19 protein-coding genes, 1 tRNA gene and 1 pseudogene are annotated in these 23,995 nt (G+C 45.2%); 8 read left to right on the forward strand and 13 right to left on the reverse strand.

All coding sequences use genetic code 11. The annotated features are described in order from the left end of the window. Window positions 1-8: 8 nt before the first annotated feature. From ACMHXE_RS19590 to ACMHXE_RS19640, 11 genes are all read right to left on the reverse strand, one after another. Window positions 9-1,183 (reverse strand): IS3 family transposase gene (locus tag ACMHXE_RS19590; RefSeq protein WP_101095878.1). Its coding sequence is split into 2 segments (ribosomal slippage): window positions 9-925 and window positions 925-1,183, totalling 1,176 coding nucleotides; the frame shifts between segments, so codons are not numbered across the junction. Between the two features lie 61 nt (window positions 1,184-1,244). Further along, complete coding sequence (locus tag ACMHXE_RS19595) at window positions 1,245-2,189, reverse strand: hypothetical protein (protein ID WP_413733137.1); 945 nt, start codon at window positions 2,187-2,189, stop codon at window positions 1,245-1,247. Continuing rightward, window positions 2,190-5,300: a MobF family relaxase gene (gene mobF / locus ACMHXE_RS19600; RefSeq protein ID WP_208136652.1), complete on the reverse strand. Its 3,111-nt coding sequence runs from the start codon at window positions 5,298-5,300 to the stop codon at window positions 2,190-2,192. It lies immediately after the preceding gene. Next, the gene (locus ACMHXE_RS19605) at window positions 5,297-7,561 is read right to left on the reverse strand and encodes a type IV secretion system DNA-binding domain-containing protein (RefSeq protein ID WP_243885297.1); all 2,265 of its coding nucleotides are present in this window, start codon (window positions 7,559-7,561) and stop codon (window positions 5,297-5,299) included. The genes mobF and ACMHXE_RS19605 overlap by 4 nt, the downstream gene beginning before the upstream one ends. Next, window positions 7,548-7,904, reverse strand: a complete 357-nt coding sequence (locus ACMHXE_RS19610) for a hypothetical protein (protein WP_010377289.1) — start codon at window positions 7,902-7,904, stop codon at window positions 7,548-7,550. Before ACMHXE_RS19610 ends, ACMHXE_RS19605 begins: the two co-directional genes overlap by 14 nt. 988 nt (window positions 7,905-8,892) lie before the next feature. Then, window positions 8,893-11,475: a DEAD/DEAH box helicase gene (locus tag ACMHXE_RS19615; RefSeq protein WP_413733139.1), complete on the reverse strand. Its 2,583-nt coding sequence runs from the start codon at window positions 11,473-11,475 to the stop codon at window positions 8,893-8,895. A gap of 3 nt (window positions 11,476-11,478) precedes the next feature. Beyond that, window positions 11,479-13,599: a site-specific DNA-methyltransferase gene (locus ACMHXE_RS19620; protein ID WP_413733141.1), complete on the reverse strand. Its 2,121-nt coding sequence runs from the start codon at window positions 13,597-13,599 to the stop codon at window positions 11,479-11,481. 323 nt (window positions 13,600-13,922) lie between these two features. Continuing rightward, on the reverse strand, window positions 13,923-14,627 hold the full coding sequence (locus ACMHXE_RS19625; protein ID WP_413733143.1) for a replication protein P: 705 nt from the start codon (window positions 14,625-14,627) through the stop codon (window positions 13,923-13,925). Then, window positions 14,627-15,388, reverse strand: coding sequence for a hypothetical protein (locus ACMHXE_RS19630; protein ID WP_413733145.1), 762 nt, complete (start codon window positions 15,386-15,388; stop codon window positions 14,627-14,629). The genes ACMHXE_RS19625 and ACMHXE_RS19630 overlap by 1 nt, the downstream gene beginning before the upstream one ends. Further along, complete coding sequence (locus tag ACMHXE_RS19635; RefSeq protein WP_144221647.1) at window positions 15,385-15,621, reverse strand: hypothetical protein; 237 nt, start codon at window positions 15,619-15,621, stop codon at window positions 15,385-15,387. Before ACMHXE_RS19635 ends, ACMHXE_RS19630 begins: the two co-directional genes overlap by 4 nt. 381 nt (window positions 15,622-16,002) lie before the next feature. After that, window positions 16,003-16,569 carry a hypothetical protein gene (locus tag ACMHXE_RS19640; protein WP_413733147.1) on the reverse strand — a complete coding sequence of 189 codons (567 nt, stop codon included), beginning with the start codon at window positions 16,567-16,569 and terminating at the stop codon, window positions 16,003-16,005. A gap of 415 nt (window positions 16,570-16,984) precedes the next feature. Between ACMHXE_RS19640 and ACMHXE_RS19645 the strand changes: the two genes are divergently transcribed. The 5 genes from ACMHXE_RS19645 (at window position 16,985) to ACMHXE_RS19665 (ending at window position 21,404) form a co-directional block, all read left to right on the forward strand. Continuing rightward, window positions 16,985-17,572: a hypothetical protein gene (locus ACMHXE_RS19645; RefSeq protein ID WP_413733149.1), complete on the forward strand. Its 588-nt coding sequence runs from the start codon at window positions 16,985-16,987 to the stop codon at window positions 17,570-17,572. A 50-nt stretch (window positions 17,573-17,622) separates the two neighbouring features. Continuing rightward, window positions 17,623-17,976, forward strand: coding sequence for a hypothetical protein (locus tag ACMHXE_RS19650; RefSeq protein ID WP_039508398.1), 354 nt, complete (start codon window positions 17,623-17,625; stop codon window positions 17,974-17,976). Beyond that, window positions 17,973-20,084 carry a hypothetical protein gene (locus ACMHXE_RS19655; RefSeq protein WP_413733151.1) on the forward strand — a complete coding sequence of 704 codons (2,112 nt, stop codon included), beginning with the start codon at window positions 17,973-17,975 and terminating at the stop codon, window positions 20,082-20,084. Before ACMHXE_RS19650 ends, ACMHXE_RS19655 begins: the two co-directional genes overlap by 4 nt. A gap of 113 nt (window positions 20,085-20,197) precedes the next feature. Further along, on the forward strand, window positions 20,198-20,884 hold the full coding sequence (locus ACMHXE_RS19660; protein ID WP_413733153.1) for a hypothetical protein: 687 nt from the start codon (window positions 20,198-20,200) through the stop codon (window positions 20,882-20,884). A 136-nt stretch (window positions 20,885-21,020) separates the two neighbouring features. Beyond that, window positions 21,021-21,404, forward strand: a complete 384-nt coding sequence (locus tag ACMHXE_RS19665) for a hypothetical protein (RefSeq protein WP_413733155.1) — start codon at window positions 21,021-21,023, stop codon at window positions 21,402-21,404. Between the two features lie 84 nt (window positions 21,405-21,488). Here the strand turns inward: ACMHXE_RS19665 and ACMHXE_RS19670 are convergent, their stop codons facing one another. Further along, the gene (locus ACMHXE_RS19670) at window positions 21,489-21,629 is read right to left on the reverse strand and encodes a hypothetical protein (RefSeq protein WP_187765407.1); all 141 of its coding nucleotides are present in this window, start codon (window positions 21,627-21,629) and stop codon (window positions 21,489-21,491) included. Between the two features lie 300 nt (window positions 21,630-21,929). Between ACMHXE_RS19670 and ACMHXE_RS19675 the strand changes: the two genes are divergently transcribed. Together ACMHXE_RS19675 and ACMHXE_RS19680 are read left to right on the forward strand one after the other, a co-directional pair. Further along, window positions 21,930-22,157 carry a DUF4224 domain-containing protein gene (locus ACMHXE_RS19675; RefSeq protein WP_100143488.1) on the forward strand — a complete coding sequence of 76 codons (228 nt, stop codon included), beginning with the start codon at window positions 21,930-21,932 and terminating at the stop codon, window positions 22,155-22,157. Continuing rightward, window positions 22,150-23,166, forward strand: a complete 1,017-nt coding sequence (locus ACMHXE_RS19680; protein WP_100143487.1) for a tyrosine-type recombinase/integrase — start codon at window positions 22,150-22,152, stop codon at window positions 23,164-23,166. Before ACMHXE_RS19675 ends, ACMHXE_RS19680 begins: the two co-directional genes overlap by 8 nt. Window positions 23,167-23,259: 93 nt before the next feature. Here the strand turns inward: ACMHXE_RS19680 and ACMHXE_RS19685 are convergent. Beyond that, window positions 23,260-23,336, reverse strand: a tRNA-Trp gene (locus ACMHXE_RS19685). Between the two features lie 291 nt (window positions 23,337-23,627). Here ACMHXE_RS19685 and ACMHXE_RS19690 point away from each other — a divergent pair. After that, window positions 23,628-23,995: pseudogene (locus ACMHXE_RS19690) on the forward strand (transposase); the annotation flags it as partial.

Here is a 23,995-nt window from a genome sequence, read left to right on the forward strand (position 1 = left end):
TGTAGTGGTCAAGTTAAATTGGCCACGGTTTTGTATTCAAGCCAGTATCTTCGCTCTGACTCGTTCGGTGTCAGCCCACCGTTATATTGATGCGGTCTAAGCTGACTGTAATACCCCGTCACGTATCGTGATATTTCAACCCGAGCCTCACTGATACTTCGGTAGCCGGTCATCGGTATCCATTCTGTTTTTAAGCTTCTGAAGAAACGCTCCATCGGACTATTGTCCCAGCAGTTTCCTCGTCTGCTCATGCTTTGCTTTATCTGATAACGCCAAAGCTGCTGTCGGAAGCCACGACTCGTATAGTGACTACCTTGATCGCTATGGAACATAAGGTGTTTCGGTTTGCCTCGCGCTTCAAAAGCCATCACTAAGGCTTTACTCGTTAGAGTACTATCAGGCGAATAGGATATGGCCCAACCTATCGGTTTACGGGCAAATAGATCCAGCACGACCGCCAGATAAGCCCAACCTTTGCAAGTCCACACATACGTGACATCGCCACACCACACTTGATTTGGCGCCGTCACTGCAAACTGACGAGCAAGATGGTTAGGGATAGCGACATGTTCTTTATCCGCCTTTTTGTAGCGGTGTTGGGGTATCTGGCAGCTCACTAATCCGAGTTTTCTCATCAACCCTGTCGCGCGATAACGCGTCAATGGTATACCCGCAGTTGTCACCATATTGGCGATGGTTCTTGCACCTGCAGAGCCGTTGCTGGCTTTATGGGCCCCTCGCACCAAGCTATGCAGTTTCACCTGCTCTGAGCTAATAATGCTGGGTCTACCTCGCCAATACTTATAGCTGCTGCGATGAATACCAAATACTGAACAAATAAGTTTTACACTATGGCTCTGCCTGAGTTTCTCGACTAGCGAGAACTGTTCAGTGAGTCTGACATCAAGAGAGCCGTAGCCTTTTTCAAAATAATGTTCTCTTCTTCGATGCGGCGAAGTTTCTTTTCTAACTCACGGATCCGCTGTTGCTCAGGCGTAAGTGGTGAGCCTTTGGGAGAATCGCCTTGCAGTTCCTGTTGGAGCTGTTTTACCCACTTTCGCATGGCTGAATTGCTGACTCCCATTGCGATTGCAGCCTCTGCCACACTGTAGCCTTGCTTTGTTACTAGCTGAGCAGCCTCTAGCTTAAACTCAGCGCTGAATGTCGGTCTTGTGTTCTTCATATCTGCCACCCATTTGCGAAAAGTGAGTCTATCACTTCGTCTATTTAGATGGCCAAATTCACTATGCCACTACAGCAATCATATTCATTGCTCCAGATCTGGATTGCATGTTTAACACATCTCGAGACATTTTAAGCGCAATATCCCAACCAACTCGCGACGCCGCTGCCGCAATAAGGCTGCCCATCACATCATTATCATGAGACGAGATAGTGTATTGAACAGATGAAACTGGAGTCCGCACTGCACAGTATTCGTAATATTCATTAAAGGCTAGATCCTTACGCGCTTGTGGCGCAGCTGTATTGTGGTTCACCAAGAATTTATCCAAGCTCAGTTCCTGACCGTTCTCCGTACACTCACTACCTCCGTTGATTAGACAACGCTCATAAAGTTCAACCGTGCTTTTGAAAGAGGCAACGTTGGTAAGCGCATAATGGTCGATAAAATCGTCTACTGAGAACATTTGACCAGAATCATTGAAGCAATCATGGAATCCGTACTTCATGGCCTTATCTGCTTCATCGGAATAGCGATCTATTTTTGAAAAATTCACCTTCCTTTCTTTTTGGCGTCGCTCATCATTGGTTGTACGAATGCGCTCCAGGGCTGCTGATTGATAACCAGGCTCTAGCAACGCCTCGGTCCAAGAGTTAAAGGTTTGCCACTCGGCACCTAAATTTGCCACCATCTTAGCTGCCGAGTTGAATGCCTCCTCACTGCCGAAGTCTTCCTGTCTGAATCCAACGAGTTTCATGTCGGCTAGTGCCGCTTGTATGTCCGGCTCTGTTTTTTCAATTTTTTGGACCGACGTATCTGTCTTAGTCGTGTCGGCGATGTTAGGCATGGTCGCGGAGCAACCTGCCACTGCAGTCATTACAACGATTGACGTAAAAAGAACTTTCACTTTTAGATCTCCCTTTAAGTTCTGTATCCATTCCATTTTTAAATAAAAGGGCAGTCTAGCCAGTACGCCAAACTGCCCTTTTTGGACAATGGACTGCAATTATCTTGTTAGACTGCGTTCACTGTCGCCTCTTGATATACCTTTAGCCTGAGATTTACCAGTTGTCTGCGTTGACGAGCGTCCTGACTCTGGTTGTTGCCATAGCTTATCAATCAAGTGATCCAGCGGTTCCAGAGACTGGTAACGGCTTTCCTTAGCCGTCTGTTTTTGACCTGAACGCTGCTCCACAGCTCGGACAAACCCTTCCTTTGAATCGGTGTATAGATACACGCGGTCCTTTGCTCTTGATATCTGCACGTAGAACTGTTCCGTGTTCAATAAAGCTTCCCGGTTGGTTTCGGCGTGCACAAACACGTTCTGGGCTGTCTTACCTTGGGCAGCATGAACCGTCATGGCGTAACCGTGATCCCAATGGGAATTAGCCAGTTTGGACATGTCAAACTCACCAGTTTTACCATTTGAAAGTCTGAAGGTTACGTTCGTGCCTTCTATCTTCTCAACTGTGGCCGTGTCATTGTTCAATCGTCCAGTTGGCTTATCATTATCACGCCACACGATCTTCTCACCAACGGCCAAGCCACTTTCAGTTAGTTCGAACAACTGGATGTTCTTGGCCGCATAGTTTTCAGGAGAGAAGCGAATCAGCTCAGCCTGCTCATTACCCCCCAACTTCTTCAATAAGAGATCGTGATTCTCTCGACCAACGACCTGATAATAGAGGCCCTGCTTGATGCCCTCACGCTTGAAGCTACGCGCAAACCGAACGATGCGCCCATTTTGATATGATGTCACCATACGCCTTTCAGCTTCTGTTGCATCGACCGGTGATAGCTGGTTAGTACGCAGCTCTTCGCCCAGAGCATCTTCTTTTTTTAGGGCGTCACGAACTAATTCATTCGTGCGACGACGGCCCTCACGGCTTGGTTCGAGGATAATACTTTTGGCTCGTTCATCCGGCGCAAGAGCCATGTAGTCCTTCACAAGCTCTTGTCTGCGGACTTCACCGCTTTTCTCATGGTCAATTTTTCCACTTTTCTTACGAGCGACCAATTCTTTTATCGTGCTGCCACTCTCCTGTAACCGACTTAGAGCATTAGAGGCCCTTTTCATTAGGGAGAGGTATACCGCATCCCTTGTTCCTCGGTTCGTCTGCCGAACGATTTCTTCTAGTCGATATGTTTCCATTCCATGAGCCTGAAGCTGACGAAAAGCAGCACCAGCCTCTACAGAAGCAAGCTGACGGACGTCACCAGTCAACACAACCTTAGCACCTACCTGGCTAGCTCTTTGAAGTAGATCGCGCATCAATTTTGTACCGATCATTGATGCTTCATCAACAACCCAAAGTTGAGGGGACCGCTGCATTCCCTTAGCTAACTCATCCCGCTGACTTTTTAACTCTGTTTGTTCGTAACAAAGTTCATCGAGTCGCTTTTGGTAAATGGGGGAGGTTTCAGGGATCTGAGCACCAGTTTTTAGGTCAACTCCGGGGTTTTCAAGGGCCTTCTTGAGCCGTTCCAGCCGTCTGTCTATTCTCTCTACTTGGGCGATCAGTCGCTTCTCTTCTACCCATTCATTGCGATTTTGTCCCAGAAAACTTTGGATTGTACTGGAGGGAATATTCGCGCCCTCAGATAAACTTTGAGCAGCCGAGTTAGTTGGAGTAAGACCTCTTACTTCGTACCCCATAACTCGTGCTTTTTCAGCAACAGTGCTGAGCACGGAGTTGGTTTTAGCTGTACCGGCTAATCCTTGCACTCCAACGATCCGATTCTCGGAGAGAAGAATGCCCTCTGTAGCTTTCCTTTGGTCAGCGTTCCACTCGTACCCCAATTCGTTGGCTTTCTCCTCGGCATTAGAAATGGCCGCAGCCGCCTGTTCCCGGCTGCACAATGCCTGAACTCGGTCGCGGCCAAGGTATTCCTCCTTGATCACCTCATCCTCGATGGCGATGGCCGCTTTCGACGTATATCCCCGAACATCAATCTCTTGCTTGCTGACCTTATCAAAGGTTCTAACCGACTTCTCTATGAGCTGACCACTGCGAATTGCAGCATCAATTGCATTCGTTATATCAGAAAGTAGTACTCGCGATCCGGCATAACGGCTAGCCACTTTGACTAGATCGTGGTGTGCCCAAGACGTATCACGTTCTCCAAAGTGCTCAGTCGCCCACATGACGGCTTCGTTGGCTAATTGAACCCGCGCCAAAATCGCCTCGGATTGCCGCTCCAGGGATGGGGTATTCTCCCGAGACAGAGCTATGACCCCTTCCAATTCTGTCAGCTTCTCTTCGCCCAATTCTGCATGCCAGCGATTCAGAAGTTCACCACGCTCAGCAGCGACTTTTCGATCCCGCGTGTCGAGCGTGGCGGTCTCCTTTTCCCCAGCCGTGGCCGTTTCACGAGTCTTTCCCCTAGCCTCCAGCGCATCTCCGATTGCCTCTGATCGTTTCGACAGTTCACGTACAATATCTTTACTTACCCCAGCAATCTCCCAGGTCCCATCTTTACCCTGGTGCTCTAGTCGAAAGCCCAGTGAACCAACCTCTTGAGCGAGAAATTGACGGTAGACCAGACCAAGGTGCTTTTGGTCAATGAAGATTGGTTTATTCTCCGTTGAGCGCCACTGGCCGTCATTTCGCTGTGTTAAGTTCATTACCACGCAGTGTGTGTGAAGCTGAGGATCAAGGGCACGACTGGTTGTGTGTTTGAAAGTGGCTGCGACCAGCGAACCTGTTTTCTCGTATTCAACGGTATCCTTAGTACGGTTGCGATTCCTTGTGACAATATATTCGCTCTCTATATATTGAAGTACCGCTTGGACAGCCCGGTCATGGGCTTCGAGAAGCCGTTTGTCGCCTGCAACCTCTGCCAGAATAGAAACACTCTTAGGTGCCGAAAACGTAAGGTCGGTTCCTGGTTGGTGTTTCCATTCACCGTCACGGAAAGTGCCAACCTGTTGACCATCTGGAAGCCGCCCCTCCAGAAGTGATTTAAAAGTTCCTCGATCCACCTCACCAGCAAGGCCAAGAGTCTCAGCTCCAGAACCTATCCATGTTGAAGGAGATAGCCCGTCTACATAGTAATCATCATGCTCAAAGTAATGACCGGCAGCTCCGGCACTTTTAATAGAAGACGCAGACATCATGATTTCTTGCCTCCTTTTTCAAGCAGACCAAATACCAAATCATCATCCACTACATCCGTTCCCAACACTGAATGTACTTCCTGTTCTATATCACTTAGGGCTGGTAATTGCCCTTTAGACACCTCATTACCATGCTTATTGGAAAGTTCTTTCGGAGCAAAGTCAGTATCAGCTTCCATTTTCAAGGCCCGTGCGGCATTGAGCAGACGCATACCAACTGTCTCATTCTCATCACCTTGAATAAAACCGTCAGCGATCCTCGGTAGTCTCAAGAAAGGAATATCAATACGCGCTTTACTCTCCACGCCCCAAATTTTGGCAAAACAAGACAAATCAGGCAGGTCCATGATTTCACTGGGAAGCACAATTTTTCGGTTTTGACGTTTAGAACTGACCCGAACGCCGTCTCGAATGTCATCGGCGGAGTAGTTTAAGTCTTCATCAACTTCCTCACGCTCAGCTTCACCAAGCACCTTGGAGACCCATTCCGCAGTGTCGGCATTATTCAAACGGAAATGAAGCTGCGTGGAGCATAAGCCTAGTATGGTTTTAGAGGTGTTTTTCCCGAACTCTTCCTCTAATTGGTTTATTTCCTGAATACCCAAAATAACAGCGGCACCGAAACCCCGCCCTTCAGCCATCAACATTGAAAGAGCAGGAATTTTTTTGAGGCTTGGCAGCTCATCGACAACAATCCAAAGAGTCCGCTCGTTATTAACCCCGCGTGCCATCAACCCTTTGGCCGCAGCTTGTATCCAGGTCGAGATAAGCGGTTTCTGTATTTCTATTTCAGATTCTCGTACTGGTAAGAATAACCAACTATCATCGGCATTAGGTTCATCGCCTTCTGCTATCCAATCTCTTATAGAAAAGAATCCCTTTTTATTCTCTTCTTTCAACAGGCGAAGTGGACGAACACCATCTACGATGGTTGAACGGATACTTTCGAGAGTTTCCTCGTTGTTTTCATTGAAATATGTCGCTGCTGGAGTGCCTGCAACCAGTTCTTTGAGTAATTCAAGGTCATTCCACGCTGTCGCCCGAAGAAGTGAAAGCAATGACTTCGGTCCGTCTAGATATAGATTCTGAAGTGCGGCAGAAACAACTGCTCTGGCAGCGGATGTAAAGAATTTCTCAGAACCGCTATTACTATTAGAACTAGGTAAAAGTGTCTCAGATATCCAGTCCGCATCAAATGGTGATGCCATTTCTTCCCATGGAGTCCATTGGTGTGAGCGGCTATCTGCCGGATTGAGTATGTGATCAACTCCGTCCCGGTAGAACATCTCTACGAACTCGCCTTTCTTGTCATATACCACGGCTCGGTCTCCACGAGCGCGAATAGCTTTCAACAAATAAATTAGAAAAGTAGACTTACCTGCGCCGGTAGTACCACTAATCAGAGTGTGCTTTTTTGAAAATCCGTATGGTAATGGAAAGTCCTGACTTAAATAGTCCTTATAATTATTTATGCTTTTTTCTCTATAACGATTCATCTCAAGCATAAAATTATCAGCAATGTCTTTTTTAACCTGATTAACATCTAGGAACTTTCGAATTTGATTATTTTCTTGAAAAGATTCCAGGATTGAATCATTTACTTTACAAGTTAAATCTTGCGCTATATTTATCTCCATGCCAGAACGAATAAGCATATCATTAATATTTTCCAATGATGGAGATGGTACTCGGAAGTTTTTTATTTGTGACGCATAACGGTTTGGTATGTACCTAAATATAAAATCAGAGGTTCCATGCTTATTTATAACCTCAACTTTAAGAGCATCGTCAGATACCAATTTGGCACCTCGGATATATTTGTCTTCTTTAATCTCCTTACCTCTTTTAACTGCCCTTACAACCAGATAAAAACCAAAGGGCCAGTACAATACAAAAAATAAAATGAAAGCCCATCCAAATGAACTGAGAAGATTAACAGCAGCTTCCTGGAATAGTGGTTCATTTATCACCACAGAGGATGGCAGAGAGTCGCGCCCATCTAGGGCAACACAGGTTCCTATAGTCACGCTTGAAAATGGTTGTACTAGTGTCTTCAATTGTGCCCAAAGATATGTACTAGCGTTTTGCAAAACACATTTATCGGCGTCTATCCAGAGGTATAACAGGCCACCGACAATCGCCAACAAAACACCAGGCAGAAAGATCCAAATTCCGCTGAATAACAACATCTGCTGGCTATGAAGCCATGTGTCCGCACCACGAACAAAGTCACCGACTCGACCTTTTCTAATCGTTGCCATTTTCAGCACCTCCAATGAAATACTCTCGCAAAGCATTTGTGCGGGCTGAAATGACCTGTTTAGCCTCAGCCATTTCATCCTCAGAGCAGGTCTTTTTGAGCAGAAAATCGGTGGTTGCCACATTTATCGATAACAGGTTAATTAGCTGCTGATAAATCTCCTTCTGATCCACTTGTACGTTTCTGATTTCGTGCAGTGTTGAGTCATTATTTAATGCCTGCTCAATCAAAGACACTGCCGTTTTACTAACTGTTTGTCCTGATTCTTTAGCTAATTCCTTCAACAAAATATGTACTTGTCTAGGTGGATATATTTGTACGCGGTACGCCTTAGAAACTCCCATTGTAGTCCCCCTTATCCCTGATTCTCTTGCGTGCGACTCCTTTGCAACTCTGCATGTGCAGCGGCGCAGGGAGTCCCCTCAGAAGGCGCTACTGCGCCGGATGAGACAGACCACTCGCGGTGAGTGGGGTGTGGAGAAAAATCCGGGTAAATCTCGGATTTTTCTTGCTGTGAGATGGGGCCCCCGCTCGATAGAGCGGGGTGAATTGTTTCAACCATTCGCAGGAAAGAAATTGCCAATTTACGTGTCTCATACTCATGGTATTTCCCTGCCCTTAACATCAGGCTATTGGCGATCGATGTGATAGCTTGCTCTACAGATTTTGAATCCGATGCAGTCTCAAGAATTGCGAGAATTGAAGCGCCAGAACAATGCTGGCACTGCCGAGGATGAAGTTTCATTCTTTATCTCCTGAGTGATGACTTTCAGGAGAGATTCTGACCTTTAGATGTGTAAATCCCGGCACGCCAAACTGCCCAATTTGGACAAATCAGGAACTGGGTAAAAATAGGTAGGTATCATCCAAAAACCACCTGTTGATGGCTTTCTGATGTAGCGCAGCCATAACTTTCCTTGGTCGTCATCGAAAAGCAACCTATTGGTGGTGTTTCGGTTGCATTCTGAAAGGTTGGGCTGCCTCCTAGCCCTCAAAGTCATCAAAAAAACACCCATTGGTAGTGTTTCAGTGATTTCTTGAGGTAAGTAACTGATGCTGGCTCACTTTGGTCCATCGAAAAGCAACCTATCGGTGATATTTCGGTGGCTTTAGAGGAAATTTAGACAGATCTTGCTTTCCGATATCATCAAAAGGCTATCCGTTGGTTGATTTTCAACGACTTTGAGGTCAACAAAAAATATCCGAATGACCTTTCATAATCAGAGGGCGTGTATTTATTAAATGGAATGATTGAAAGAAGTGCTAATAAATCGGCTGTGATTAGGGACTTTCACATATGAAAGTCCCTAAATTAAAGTATCGAAAAGTTAATTAATAATCGTACGCCAGCGGGCTCATAAAGATACTATTAGCATCCTGCGCTTCTTTAACTGCTGCGCGAACATTCTCATTGGTCATATCCAATACTCGTAGTTTCCCCTTAACCTCTGCGACGGACTCTATTCGGCGGAAAGAATCCGCATGAACCTGAGCATAAACAGCTAAACCTTGTAGCTTTGGTAGCGCATCAGCTAAATGTAATCCATGTGGATCGACTATATCAGCAACAACCTGTCCGTCCTCTTCTGCAAAAAATAGGAAATCAGGCCGCATGATCTTATGCTGTTCTGCATCTTGATATGCGATGCCGAGCGACGATTGCCCAGGAGTCTGTGGATTGCGATACCAGAATAAAAACCCTGGCTGAGAAGATTCTTTCTCTAATACATGATGTTCCCAGTCATTGAGCTCGGAAGGGAAGTTTCCATGTTCATCGCACAATAAATGCCGTTTCCAAGTAGGTAAAGCATATTCATTATTACCGTGCTTAGCTCGAGTCATTTCAAACTTCGCTTCTGGCTTGATGAGCTCAATATCTTGAGGCTCTTCACTCATTTCTATTATTTGACGATAGGATTCTTTTCTATCGTCAGACAGGCACTTGATTTTATTCCAATACTCCTGCAACCAACCTTTGACTAGTGTGTTTGCCTTGTCATCGAAGTAGTCCTGAATCTCAACAACCAAGCCTAATCCCGCAACTGTTACCCTAGCTTCCACTATAGCGTCAAGAAAACCTTCCGGGTCATCTTCAACACTTGTTACGTGTCTTGCAAGGTGCTCGACATATGTTCGTGAAACGTCCGGTGTAAAAACTCTGGCTGCACGTCGATAGGCATCGTCAATGACAGCCATATCTGCATCCTCCCAGAACTGATTAAAGGTCTTTTTCTTACCCTTCATATCAGCAACAACTGTACGACCATCAACAGTCATTACCGAATCACGTTTGATTTTGATTTTATCCTCGTACTGGAGTCTGAAATCATCGAGTGCATTATGCAACGCGGCATGAGCTATACTTCCTGCCCCCTCAAGCAAGCCATCGTCAGCTAATTCTTGGGCCAGCGCAGTAAGTCGTTTAGCAGGTTTCGCACCGCGCTGAGGTCGAGTTTGTGAAGGTAAAGACTCAAACTTTTCCCAGATGACATCATTTACTTCAGGATTTGGAAGCACTTCCACAGGATTTACGAGAATCCGTCCGGGTGTAGCAGGGAGAGTGTCATCACCACTCATTAAAGCCTCGACGACACTCTCTACTGTTTTCTTATTGAATTTAGGTAGCAGGCAGTCAACAGAATTTAATCTTTCATTGCCGGGAACCCTTCGAGCCAAAGGAGAACGAACCATACGACCAAGCAGCTGAGTTATGTGTGTTTTGTCATTTGCTGATCGGAATGAAATCATAACTTCCGCCCGAGGACAGTCCCAACCCGTGCTAATAGCGTCCTTTGCTATTAGGATACGAATCCATGATGAATCTTGAACACGCTGGGGTTCGATATATGGCACATCAAAGTCACCAAATCTTTGCGTAGTATGATCGCCAAAAACATGAGCAACAGAAGTTACAGGAAGCTCCGGATAACGCTCAAAAATAGTTCCAAGGGCTCGACCAATTTCCTTATGATCAGGAGTGTTAGGAACCTGTAATACCATCAGTGGAATGACAGTTTCCGTGTCCTTTTGATTTCTAACGTAATCGGACCATAAAATTGAGCATTCTTTAAGTTTATCGGCGGCTCTTCTGACCAAAACCGTATCGAAATCTCCAACCTCATCAGGTATATCAAGCAATATAATATCTTTTATCAAGCCTGATTCTTGAACTTTTGATGCATCTACAATTACGTCAGGAAGCTTAGTTCTTTTTACTGCCGCTTCTATCGCTTGGTTAAACCTTTCAACTGTAGCAGAGATCCCCCAAACGATTGGAGCACCAGGCACACCGCTATAGCCATTGATGAGGCGTTGGACAATAGTTCCCTTTTCTCTGTTTGTTTTTCCTATCCCCCTATGTGCTTCATCTAATACGAGGTATAGGGTAAGTTCAGGGTCCTCAACAGTATTTTGAATGGTATCCCAGATGGTATATGCTCTGAGATCAGGCCTTGTTTCAGGAAAGAGATCACCAGCTTTCGCCTCTAACTCCACTTGGTCTTGTCCCCGAACTAGTAGGCTATTCTTTCCAAGTTTTTGAGTATTTAAAAAATAAATTTTACCTGGCTCAAATTTTGGTCTATTGAACGTATTTTCAACAACAACCATGTCGCTGTGGTTTATGCGATCACTTGACTCCATAAGCCTAAAGCGAGTTTGTTCGTTCAGCGAAGGATCGTCGCTAAACCATATTACAACAGCAGTTGGATCAGCCTCAAAGTCGAATTCATCATTACCATGAAATAGCGATTCGAAGGTTGCTGCCGCCATAACAGTTTTACCAGCACCCGTAACAGCGGTAAGAGAAAAAGCCGTCTTGTCGGCTTCGCCATGCCAGTATCTGTTTGCCTTCTTTAAGTTACTCAGAGCGTCTCTAACCGCATCTGATTGATAGTCTTTTAGCGTAAACTTCATTAATTAGTCCCCATTGGCAAAGCTAAAATTGCTCAGGTATGCCTCATACAAACGAACTGGTTCTACTATTTTGGGTAACCGACGTGCGATTGCCTGAAAGCGCCTGTCATCATCAGTAACTATGTAGGCTATACGCAGACTTTTAACTTCACGGATATACTCGATAAATGGGGTAGCTCTGTCTATTTCCGTCAAAACTCCATATGTTTCACTCACGGCCCATCCTTCATTCGGAAGGTTTTCTATGCGAGGCCCCTTAGCACCAGCTCTTAGCCAAAGTAATGGCGCTATTCGATTAAAAGCTAAATTGTGATTTACTGCTTCTTTGGCTTCATACGTAAGTGTAAAGAATTCGGCGTTTTCTTCGAAACCATCTGATATTGGAAACTCATCTGTAAACTTATAGTTCCCTTTAACAGGTTCTCCTTCTGGAGTTTTACCTGTTATAGCCGCCTTAATTCTAGGCTTGGTTACATAGTCACAGATTCCGAAGCATTCCCATTCTGGATCACCTGCTCGGTAACCTTGTTTGCGAAGCCCTCTTTGTTCCTCAGCGGATACTTCATTATTTGTAATCGAGATGCTCTGTCGCCGTCCGCTATCTTGTTTATTCAAACGCATAACAGCATGGCACGTTGTACCTGAACCGGCAAAAAAGTCGAGTACTATTGCATTGGGTTTCTTTTTGAGAAAAAACCTCAATGAGTCCTCCACGGCATAAGTCGATTTGGGATAAGGAAAGCGGCGACCAGGGAGTAGAACTTTCAAAAGTCCTGCGCCGTATTCGCTGGCACTATGAGAGACCATATTCCAGACCGTAGCAGGACTTCTAGTTCCTACGCTATCGGCAAATTCAAGCTCCAGCGCACCTTCTTCATCCTTACCAACGGCGACGACCTCACCAGTTTCAAGCATGCTCCGGATGCCACGCTGCAAATAGTACGCAGGTCTGAGTCCCGTTTGGATATCACGGCGCCCAAACTTAGCATGGCCCAACTTCAGATATTCCCTCAGCGAGCTAGGGCTAAGACGCCACATAAGCTCTTGACCACTATTATCCACCGGCCATAATGCGACTGTACCCTCAGGGACTTCGACATCATTTCGGTCTGTTTCAACATCCGGCGGCTCGCCTACTGAATGAAATTCCCCTGTTTTAGCATCCAAAAAAATAGGGAAAAACATACTGGGAATCCTTTCTCTACGGCTTCCTTCACCATTTCTTATTAGACCGGCCCAACGAACTTGACGTTTTGTTACTTCATCATTACGTAGCATATCTGTGCGCCAAGCGTTCAAAGCTGAGCTACCAAAATAGACAAAATAAATGTATTCATCTACTCGGCTAAACCTCCCAGAGCGCGCGGATCCCTTAGGGTTAATAACACTACTGATCATTTGAATAGAAGCTTCTGGAAATATTTGCTCCAATAAAAGTCCTAGTCGTAAGTACTCTTTTTCATCAATAGTTACAATAAGGATGGAGTCATCAGGGTTGAGTAACTGTTTAGCTAAAACAAGCCTTCGCTCCATGAACGCAAGCCATTTGCTGTGCCTATAAAGGTCATCAGACTCAACATAACTATTATTATATTTCCAGTCCTTTGCGCCTGTATTGTACGGAGGATCTATGTAAATGGCGTCAATCTTTCCCCTGTGAGTAAATGAAAGTGCTTTTAGCGCGTGATAGTTCTCCCCATTGATTATGGTATGGGATGGTTTTCCTTCACCGCGTTTCACTCCCCCTGTGCTTACAAGACCCGGATAAATTTTGTCTCGAAATTCGGCAACTACTACCAAATCAGCTAATGGAGCCACAAGCTGCTCTTGCTGGCTGCTCTCAATTAGCTCTAAATTGGCTGTTTTATCTGATTTTGCTATCGAAACGACTTTCCAGAGACATTGATCTCCTCGTTCAGTAGATCCGCGTGGTGGTAGAACCCTTACCTTATCTCCTCTACGGATAGGTCTAAGTGGCAACTCTACCGCTTCGGGTCTATGCCGTTCAAAATTTAGACCAAAAGGAAGCCTACTTGAAAGCACTTTAAACTCCCGGTCGAGATCCATACCCAAACTAGGGTCTTTTGCTTTTACACTAGCAATTAGATCAGTCAATCGTGACACATCTGGCTCCTGTTTCGTTCTTTACTTCATATCTGACTAGATTCTTGATCATTGCTTGGGAGCCAGTATTGCTGTTCCAATGCTCGCACGACCAGCTCTCGCACGGTCGTCTCCTGCTCAATGGATAACCGCTTGAGGTGCTTGTGCAAAGCGCTCGGTATATCTACTGAAAGGCGCTTGCTATCTGAATAATCGTCTACGTTTTGCTCACTCATCATGATTTCCTGCTTTTTTGAGCTACTGCCGTACAGTACCACATCCCCACATTTGTACAAATGTTGGTTTTAAGAGAAACTTTCACATGTGAAAGTTTTGGTGGGCTACTAACGTCGTTTGAGCATCTGCTTAATGCGGTCGATGTGCTGCTGCGCTACCTTTGGATCGACTGGACTCGGCTCCAATTTTTGAGGTAGGGCCTTTGGTATCTCCCCTCCAAGGTCCTCTCCATTGAGGACTCGATTAACAACGATACTGTAAGCACGTCGGAAAAGCGGCCAACTCTTATCTCGTGGCAGATTGGCTAGTTCAAACTGTCCCACTTCCCTCGCAGCGACATATATCGCAGGATGAGACCATTTTTTGTCAATGGAGGCGGGGTGGGAGTTTCTAGATGCTTCCATGAACGCGGCTTCAGGCGTAGGCAACCCATGATCCGTTGGATCTGGCTGGCACCAAGAAATAAACTGTCCTAGGCTGGGCCAAAAAGGAGATTCTGATCGTCTGGCTTTTGCTAGGCCCCATTGCAACTGCTTCTCTGATGTAATCTTTGCTTCAACAAATCCACGAACCCAGGATCGTTTGGCAACATCAACGTCAGCCTTAGAGGTGAACGTTTGCCGCCAAGCTGGAAAGCATGTTTGCAGTTCGCTGAAAAGCTTATTGATAAATATCGCCGCAGCCTGTAATTGACAATCATCATTCCGACACTCTATGGAATCTGATGGTGATTTGGCCCTTGGCTGCCCGTATTTAACGCTGCGGCCATGGTCATCCAAAGAGATAATTTCGGCGATTTTTCGCGCAGTCATTACCAACCTCCTTGCGCCCAACTTGTATCATTTAGGTCATCTGTCAAAGAGTGGTGGTGACTCTTTTCGGTTTGGATTTGACGTTCAGCATACTTTTGGCCGCGCATCATCCAGGTACGCCATGCGCCTACCAGAGCCTCTTTGGAATTAAACCGCTGGGACTGACCACTGGGATGGTCAACAAAAATTTGGCTTTCCCACTCAAGATTTACTAGAGGTGTCACTGATACTGCCCAATTTCTCATTTCATTGGTTATAACCAAATCACGACGAGTAAATTGTGGTGCGGGAGAGCTCTCTCTTGTATTTTTTTTTTGTGATTCTGTATTTTTTAAATCTTTCTTTTTTAGATCGCCGGGTTTCCCGTCGACGGGTGAACCACTGACGGCTGAACCATCGACGGGAAACACGTCTATGGTTGAGCCATGCACTGAAAATCCGTCTGTGGTGTTATCTGTTTGATTTCTCTCTTGTGGCTCTTGATAGACTTCAGAGATCCAGTCCCATGTACCATCTGAACCTCGACACTTTCTTCGGACAAGGTATCCAGACTGCTCCAGCTCAGAGAGAATTCTACGAAGGCGATCTCGACCAATGCCACATTCCTTTTGAAGTTGGTAAGGTCTAATTTCCCAGTCAGATGGTCTGGATATTAACTTTACAAGAAGGCCAAGCGCGTCCAGCGGCAAACGGGGGTCTCGGATAGTTTTATTAGGTAGAACAGTAAATTCTTGTCCTTGAGCCTTACGAATGACACTCATGCTACACCTCCAAGGTGTGCACATTCATCTTGCTTACGACGTTTGAGCTCTGCTTTGACAATTTTTCTGGCGTGCGAACGGTCAATTCTAGCCTTTTTAGCCAGTGTTAAAGTGCAATAGGATTCGTGGCCGGGGCTGCCTGATTTGGCAGAAACATTAAGCATCAAGGAGAATAACTCAGATGTGAAAAACTCTCTAACTTGCTGTGAAAAAAGGGATTTTTGATTTTTCATGGTAAACCTCAACAGATAATTAAGTTGAGGCACTGCGATCGCGGCTGTTGAAGCAGCACTCCGCCCCATTCGCGCCTGATTAAAGGGGGGTTATGGCGATACGCTTTAACCAGTCAGGCCGGAACCTGCAAGGCCGCTCTGGACTTAGCCCAGAACTCGCGGTGGAACTTTTACATGTAAAAGTTTTCCGCTTACCAAAGGATTAATATACTGTTTGTTTACAGAGGCCAGCTACCTCTCGTTACTAAAAGCTTGCTATCAATATTGAAGTAAAAATCTTGCTGGCGATTTTGATTATGTCTAGTCCAAACAAACTCATTATCACTACGCTAGCGATGAGCATTTCAATCTTAGAAATTTGTTGGTACATAACCGAGCTCCTTAAAATAACGATTGTTGATGATTCAACCTAGGTAATGTTGCAATGTGACCAATTCGATGATCTGTCTGCGGCCGCTCCCAATTAGTTTTACCGCACGCAGGACAGCGGCAGCTAACAACTTTATCTCTCAATCCCGGTCCACTGAAGACTTCATTTTTACAATGTACACATTCAGCAAAGAAAGCCTCCCCTGTATTTATTTCCTCACAGGATTTATAGAAGCCTGAAATATCAAAATATTTTTTACTTTTTAGCCATGTATATGCCTCAAGAACTGATTCTAGATGAGTTAGTTTCTCGCGCAATTCACAGTAAATTTGTATTGCAGATGAATAATGCATCCAATCCTCCTTTGACAGAATATCCTGCCCGTAACTCGCTCGGCGATGTTCCTTAATGGCTAAATCTTCCCTTATTTTTCTAATTTGCTTATAAGTAAAGGAGGTCTCTTCCATAATAATGGAAGTAGAAAACCCTTTTTTCACAAGAAAATAGCCAAACGCCCATCGATTAAGATGATGGTTACCTGGCAGGAACGGTAGTGGTTTGAATACATTGGAACGCATAAAGCCCCCTGTTCAAAGTTTAAAACAATGAACAAGCGAGACCCCATGCCTTACTTGGTGTCCCAAACACAAATCATGAATGGGCTGTTTGATGTGCGAAAGAATAAATCCTTACGCTAATGAAAATGCTGTTTAAAGGCCAGCTACCGTTGTTTAAATAATATCAAGACGGGGGGAGTTGTCAACAACTCTAAAAACAAAATTAGTCAATTATTTCATTTACTTAAGTTTGTTACGTCAGAACAAATTTCAATTGCTGTAATTATCATAATTACGATAATACCGTAATTATCGTAACCCTAATCCTTTTTCCATTTTGTCCAAACTGGGCAGTTTGGCGTGCCAAATCATCAGGTAATAACCATCAAAATTCTCCATGCGAAAACGCATTTCTATTCAAATGGAGATACAACAAATGCAAGTTTTTAAATACACCGCCCTGTCAGTAGTTATTTCCCTATCGTCCGCCGCTGCTTTTGCTGGTACAGGCACGGGAACTTCTCAAATCTCGGCAACCCCGCCAGCTTTGTCTGTGGCCGAAGTTCAGCCGTACACAATGACTTTGGAACGCAAGCCGGGAGCCGCTCCAACTGGCGGGTTCTCTTTAAAAAGTTGGGCGACTTATTTGGCGCAAAATCCGGAGGACACAGTACAGCCCGGCTGCTTAAAAGTGACAGGAGATATGGATAAATCGGTCGGGATTACCATCACCAACCTGTCAAACCCGACTGCGCCGGGTGGAGCAACTTTAAGCTTCTCTGGAACACCAAAAATTAACCTAACTACTTCAACTGTTGACTGCACAGATGCGATCTCCAAAACGAGTACAGGCGTCGGTATAAACGCGGCACCAGTTGCAGCAACTACTTCATCTTCTGGCGAGCTTTATATCGCCTGGTCGTATCGCCAACCCGCCACCGCCTCGTCAGGATTCATGCAGCTCAGTGCGTGGGAAGAAGGGGTCTTCACAGGAACCGTCGATCTTCAAATCGACTACCAGTAATCACTCGTGTAGGGACTGACCAAGTCAGTCCCTAGCATTTTGGAGGTTCCATGAGATTCCTTATTCCTTTTTTCCTGATCACAGTGCTGGCCGTCCCGGTTCAAGCCCTTCAGTTGCGGCAGCATGAAATCCAGATTTCGCCAGCTTCCACTGTCGAGATTCCAGTCTCCAACTTGCAGGACAATCCGATAGTTGTTCGCATTACACCACCTGAGGGCCTTCAGGTTTTCCCTCGCCGGACTAGGCTATTGCCTGGTGAGCGGCAGGTGATAAAAGTCCGACAGGTGGGGGAACTGCCGGACGATAGCTGGATGGCATTTTCTTATGCCGTACAAAACGAAGAAAAACAAGGCGTTCACTCAAGAATCACGCTGAGACTCCCGGTTAGGGAGGTGTCCCTATGAAGAAAGAACTTTCACATGTGAAAGTTTTTGTGCCCACGGTCTTGTTTGCCGCAGCTTTCACACTCACAGCTTCACCAACACGTGCGGATGACTACTTGATGAAGTTTGTCGTGAACGGACAAAACAAGGGGGAATACCTTGTTTCTCGTGAAGTAGATAGCGCCATTGCTGAGCCAGGGCTATGGCATGCTGCTGGTGTAAACACAAAAGAGCAACTTCCCTTGGAAAGGCTAAACAACCTTGGTCATGCCAAAATTGTTTGGTCAGAACAAACCATCTACTTTTACCCACGCAACAACGCAGCCAAAGCCAGAAAGGTCAAACCAGAGGTTACAATTGAGCCAAATGTATCCAATCTGGATGTAAAATCCTTTGACTACTTTCTCACCTATCAAAGCAAAGGTGATATTGCAGGTAACATCACGGGAACAGGTCGCGTCGCAAATCTCGATGTTGATGTTAGAGCAGGGTTAGGAGAGCAAGAATCATATTTCTCCAGCCAGTGGCACGACGAGGAGAACAGCAATGTCAAAGACATTGAAGTCGGTCGTGTTCAGCGCTACGGGCTGGATGGTTTCTCTCTCACGAATGAAAGTAGCCTTGCTACTGGATCATTTTCTAATGACCAAATTGAGCTTTATTGGCCTGTTGGAACACGGGTAGATGTATACCGTGACGGGACCTATTTACAATCCTTGGTTCTGGATAGTGAGCCGTTCTCTTACAAAATCGAACTGGATTACAGCAATAATCAATATAAATTTGACGCTGTATTGCCCGATGGCACAACGGACACCAAAACAGTAGAAAGAGCCATTTCGGGACGACTTGCACCCGTAGGAGGGCTCAACTATCAAGTGGCTCTAGGCAAGTCTCCAACCACTGATGAAAGCAAGTTAATTGGACGCTTGAGCTACGGGATGACCAGTGAATTGTCACTTTTCGCTGGTCAGGATGAGCAGGAAAGACAGTATTTTTCCGCTTTATATTCAAGTGATAACTTTTCATTTGAGCCTGCTTGGTATGGCAGTAGTGGATACGCTCTGAGCGGTTCTTGGCAGGATGACGATCTTTCGATCTTTGGACAACTAAGTGATTTAGACAACTATCAATTACGCTCTGTTAGTGTTTCATCACGCTCTCTGTTTCAACCAACTATTCAGTACTCTTCCCGCACGCACGACGGCTATGAAACTCAGGAAACGACGCTACGCACGTATCACAGCACGCGCATTGAGGCACTGAATACATCAATTTCTTTATCTCCATACTATTCGAATCGTTTAATCAATGGTGTCAGCTCCAATATCTTTGGAGGGCGGATGCTTGCTAGCATGGCAGAAGGTTGGCAGGTTTTGGCGTCTTATGAGCGTGAAAATAAAGATCTTGATAGTATTAGAAATATAGAACGTTTCAGTGGAGAGGTATCAAAACGATTCAGCCTGGGGCGGATCACCTACCGCTACACGGCAAGCAATTTTGGTCATGGATGGGAAGGCCAGCAACAAAGCTTGAGTGCTGATCTTTGGAACTGGAAATTTGCAACTGTGTCAGCTTCATTCAATCATTCGTCTGGTGGGGGTAACAACATTACTTTATCAATCAGTGGTAGCTTTGGCCGCACGGGATTCTCAAGAACTCCTCAGCGAAATCAAGCTCAGTTGGAGCTATCAACCTGTGAAGATTTAAACCTTAACGGCATCTGTGAACCATCTGAGCCAGAAGTTGAAGGCATTAAAGCAACAGTCGCTGGGCGGGAAGTAGTAACACCAGCCATCATTGGTTCACTCACACCTTATCAAAGTTACACCATTCAGGTAGGTAGCGGCTTTAACTTGTCCCCTCGTTACAAAGCAGTTGAATCAACAAGATTGATTAGAGGCGGAGTAAATAGGTTACGTTTACCGTTAACTGAAATTAGAGAAGTTGAAGGCCAGCTTGATCGAGATGGAATTCGAGTCGCTCTCGTTGACGCTGAAAAGGGAGATGTTCTAGCGGAACAAACCACTGAGTTTGGGGGATGGTATCTGTTTTATGCACCGGCTGGACGCAAAGTCAAGGTTGTTCAACAGGCGGATGCCCATCTCGCAAAAAACTTTCACATGTGAAAGTTTTATAGCACCTCGATTGAGTCGCCTGCTGTCCAAAAAGGGCAAATATAGAGGCGATGATGTTGGCATGATGCCTTTAAACTGAGCCTATCTATCAAATTGGAGGATAAATGATGGACAAGGTGAAAATCATACTATCTTTTGGTGATTACTCAGTTGAGGCTGGTGAAATTGAGTGCTACCCGACAGGGCAGAAGGTTGGCAATCACTATAAATTTATGGTTGAGGGGAAAGAAGTGTCGATCAGGAGTGAAGACTGGTTATCAATGCAGTTCCGTGACCATAAATGGCGCATGGATGCTTCGCTGGAGTCCATACAAAAGGCGTTCGCCAGACTAGAAAAGCCGATCTCGCTCGGTGGAGATGGAATGATCCCGGTGACCAGAGCAGGGAAGCCTGGAATTAAAAGTTGCAAAATAAAGATACAGGGTGTTTTTCATCATGCTGAACAGGATGAGATTGAGCCTGCTCATAGTCACACAGTCACTGTGCCCCTTAGCTGGCTGGAAGAGCGCGATGGGCGACTCTATATTGCCAGATGGAGAGCCAACAGGGTGCTGCACGAACGTGTGTTAAAGAGTTTAGCCTGGCCTAAACACATTGTGGGCGGAGTTTGGTTAGAGGCAGATAAAGTGTGGAATAAGGTTTTCAAACCGCTCGTTGATGCTATTCCATCAGTAAAAAAGGAAGCTGATAAATACCAAGCTGATCTAAAATCCCAGCAGAAGGATAGGCACAAACAAATAGTCGCAAGACTGAACCTCAGTTGTAGTTGCAGAACTTGCAGTGGTCAGTAACCGTTCCAACTTTCACATGTGAAAGTTTTCTAGCGCCCAAGGTGACCGATTTGTCCAAAATGGGCACTTTGGCGTGCCAACTATGACTAGGTTTTGAGTAAAAATAGCTCTGTGTTAAGCAACTTGGAGATTGGTCATGGCATATCATTTACATCTTGATTTTGAAAACAAAGAGTATTTTTTATCAGATGGCGCGTGGTCAACCAAAGAAACGATTCAGGGCCTTCTTCTGCCAATAGGTGCGTATCAACACGCCGATGAAAAAAGTGCGTGGAATGCCGTCGATGAACTTAAATCTTTGGTAGATGAGATTCTTGATAAGGTTGAGATTGAGTGGAACGACTGGATGACTCAAAAACCAACGATCATCTACAAGGAAGATGTTAAGTTGTTGATAAGAAAAATTAAAGAGGAATTTTATGTTAACTCATATCTCTCTTACCTAGACAATAAAAAAATTAGTGAGGGACATAAACAAGTCGCCCGTGGTGAGTTTTTTCCCAGGTTATCCCCTGCATGAGAGATGAAGGTGGATTTGCCTTCGATTGAATCATGCTAAGGCAGAAAAACTTTCACATGTGAAAGTTTTTGTCCCACTTCTTCGTCAGCCGTCTGATTTATCGTCAGCGGCTGACGCCTCAGCCTTCTCATCAATATCTTTTATAATTTCCTTTGCTTTTTCATGAGCTTGCTGAACAACCTCCAGTTTCTCATGCTCAATGATTTCATCTAATACTCTTGCCATAATGCTCTCCTTTTAAGTCCAAGCTATTATAAACGATAGATGTTAGATAACGAGAGGGATAACGGATGACGCCGTTGATCTGGGGAATCTTGGGATTATTTGCCTTCTTTACAATAGTCACTATAGGTAGTCTGTACCTTTACAGTAAGCGGGATAAGCACTGAGCTAAATAACGCTCAATGTGTCCGTATTGGGCAGTTTGAGAGTTCATCACTTGAAAAAATGAATGAGAAAATAGTCGCAAATATATTGGAGCCAAAGGATTAATAATTCTTTGCTCAAGCATTATGGATAACTAATATGGCGACCATTTTAAACGAAATGCTAACGGAGCAACAATTAATAGAGCTAACCGGCTATACGAAAGCAAGCGCCCAAATCAAGCAGCTAAAGTTACAAGGAATACATTATCACTTACGTAGTGACGGTAAGCCTGTAGTAACGTGGACGGCGGTAAACTACCCATTTACACATCGAGTGGTAGCAAATGACACTCTTCCTAATTTTGAGGCAATAAGCAATGGCTAAACGCAAACCAGAAGATGCATGGATGCCAAAAGGCGTATACCTGCATAAGGTTCGCGGTAAGCCTACAAGCTACATTATGAAGAACGGCAAGCGCACAATTACTTTATGCGCGGCATCTTCAACACGCGCAGAGGTTTGGACGGCATATGAGGCAGCTATTGAGAAATCACTGACCAAATACACATTCAAACGCATGGCTGACGAGTACCAGGCATCTGCAACATTCAAAGAATTAGCACCTCGCACTCAACGCGACCGCGAACGTGAGCTTGCGATGTTCAATAAGGTATTTGGGGAGATGGAGCCTGATACAATTAAACCCCATCATATTCGTCGTTACATGGATATACGAGGCAATACAAGCCGTACACAAGCCAACCATGAACTATCAGCGTGCAGCGTGGTATTCGGATGGGGTTATGAACGTGGACATTGCAAACACAACCCAGCTAAAGGCATTAAGAAGTTCAGAAACAAGTCACGAGATCGTTACATCACAGATCATGAATTCAAAGCACTCCTTGAATGCTGCGAACTTCGTCTAAGGCTAGCTTGCGAAATCAGTTATCTATGTGCTGCACGTCAAGCTGATGTTCTCTCACTGAAGTGGTCACAGATACTGGATGAAGGGATCTTTATTCAGCAAGGTAAAACGGGCAAGAAGCAGATCAAAGCATGGTCGCCGCGCCTGAAAAAACTCATGAATGAAGCAAAATCATTGCACGAAGGTGTAGCCAGCATCTTTGTGATCAACAAAACTGGTGGTGGCAAATTAACCTCTGATGGTTTGCGCAGCAGTTGGCGCCGTGCAATGGATAAGCTCGCCGTTACTCATCCTGACATTGAACGCACATTCACGTTCCACGATATCAAGGCAAAAGGTATATCAGACTTTGATGGAAACATTCACGACAAACAGCAATTTAGCGGACATAAGACCGTTGGACAGGTGAATGTCTACGACAGAAGAACAGAAGTGGTACCAACAATTGGCAGTGTTAAGAAGTGAATCATTATTCAAAATGCAGCTTAGACATTTCTAACAACTTTTCTAACACAAAGGAAAACGGCCCGCATATTGCTATGCAGGCCGTCTGGAATGTGGCAGGGGTGGCAGGACTCGAACCCGCAACCGTCGGTTTTGGAGACCGCTGTTCTACCAATTGGAACTACACCCCTGTGGAACGAGGGGCATTATGCAAAAAGCCTCCCTAAAGGTAAAGGACTTTTTGGTACAAACCCCGCTGATTGCAGCTTTTTCAGACAAAGCCATGGTATTGTGGGCATCCAAGAGTTTCTGTGGACAACACCTATCAGGTAAAGTTGCTGTAAACGCGAATTGTCCAAGTTCACCCAGCCAACGACTTTGAATATTTAACCCCAAAGATTCCCCATATAAGAACTCGACACTATTTTGCAAGCTACTTACAGTTTGGCCAATTTAACTTGACCATGACCGCCACACTTTAAAAACACTTCCTGATGGAAACGAATCTTCACATCCCGGGCCATCTTCCACTTGAGCGCGTGGATGTGTGGTTCCAAGACGAAGCCAGATTTGGCCAACAAAACCAAACAACAAGACTTTGGGCAAAACGGGGTAGCCGTCCCCCGTGTCGTCAAACAGCAGCAATTTGATTATGGGTATCTGTTTGGGGCGGTGTGCCCAAGTAGTGGTAAAACGGAAGCATTAATTACGCCGTTTGTTAATAAGGACATCATGCGCCAGCTCCTGGAACTGATCGCCAACCGAACTAAACCAGGACGACATGCTGTGGTGGTAATGGATGGTGCAGGGTGGCATACCAATGACATTGCAGTTGATATCCCCAACTTGT

This window comes from Shewanella sp. BJSY2023SW007, assembly GCF_047314525.1.
GTDB classification, from domain to species: Bacteria; Pseudomonadota; Gammaproteobacteria; order Enterobacterales; family Shewanellaceae; genus Shewanella; species Shewanella chilikensis.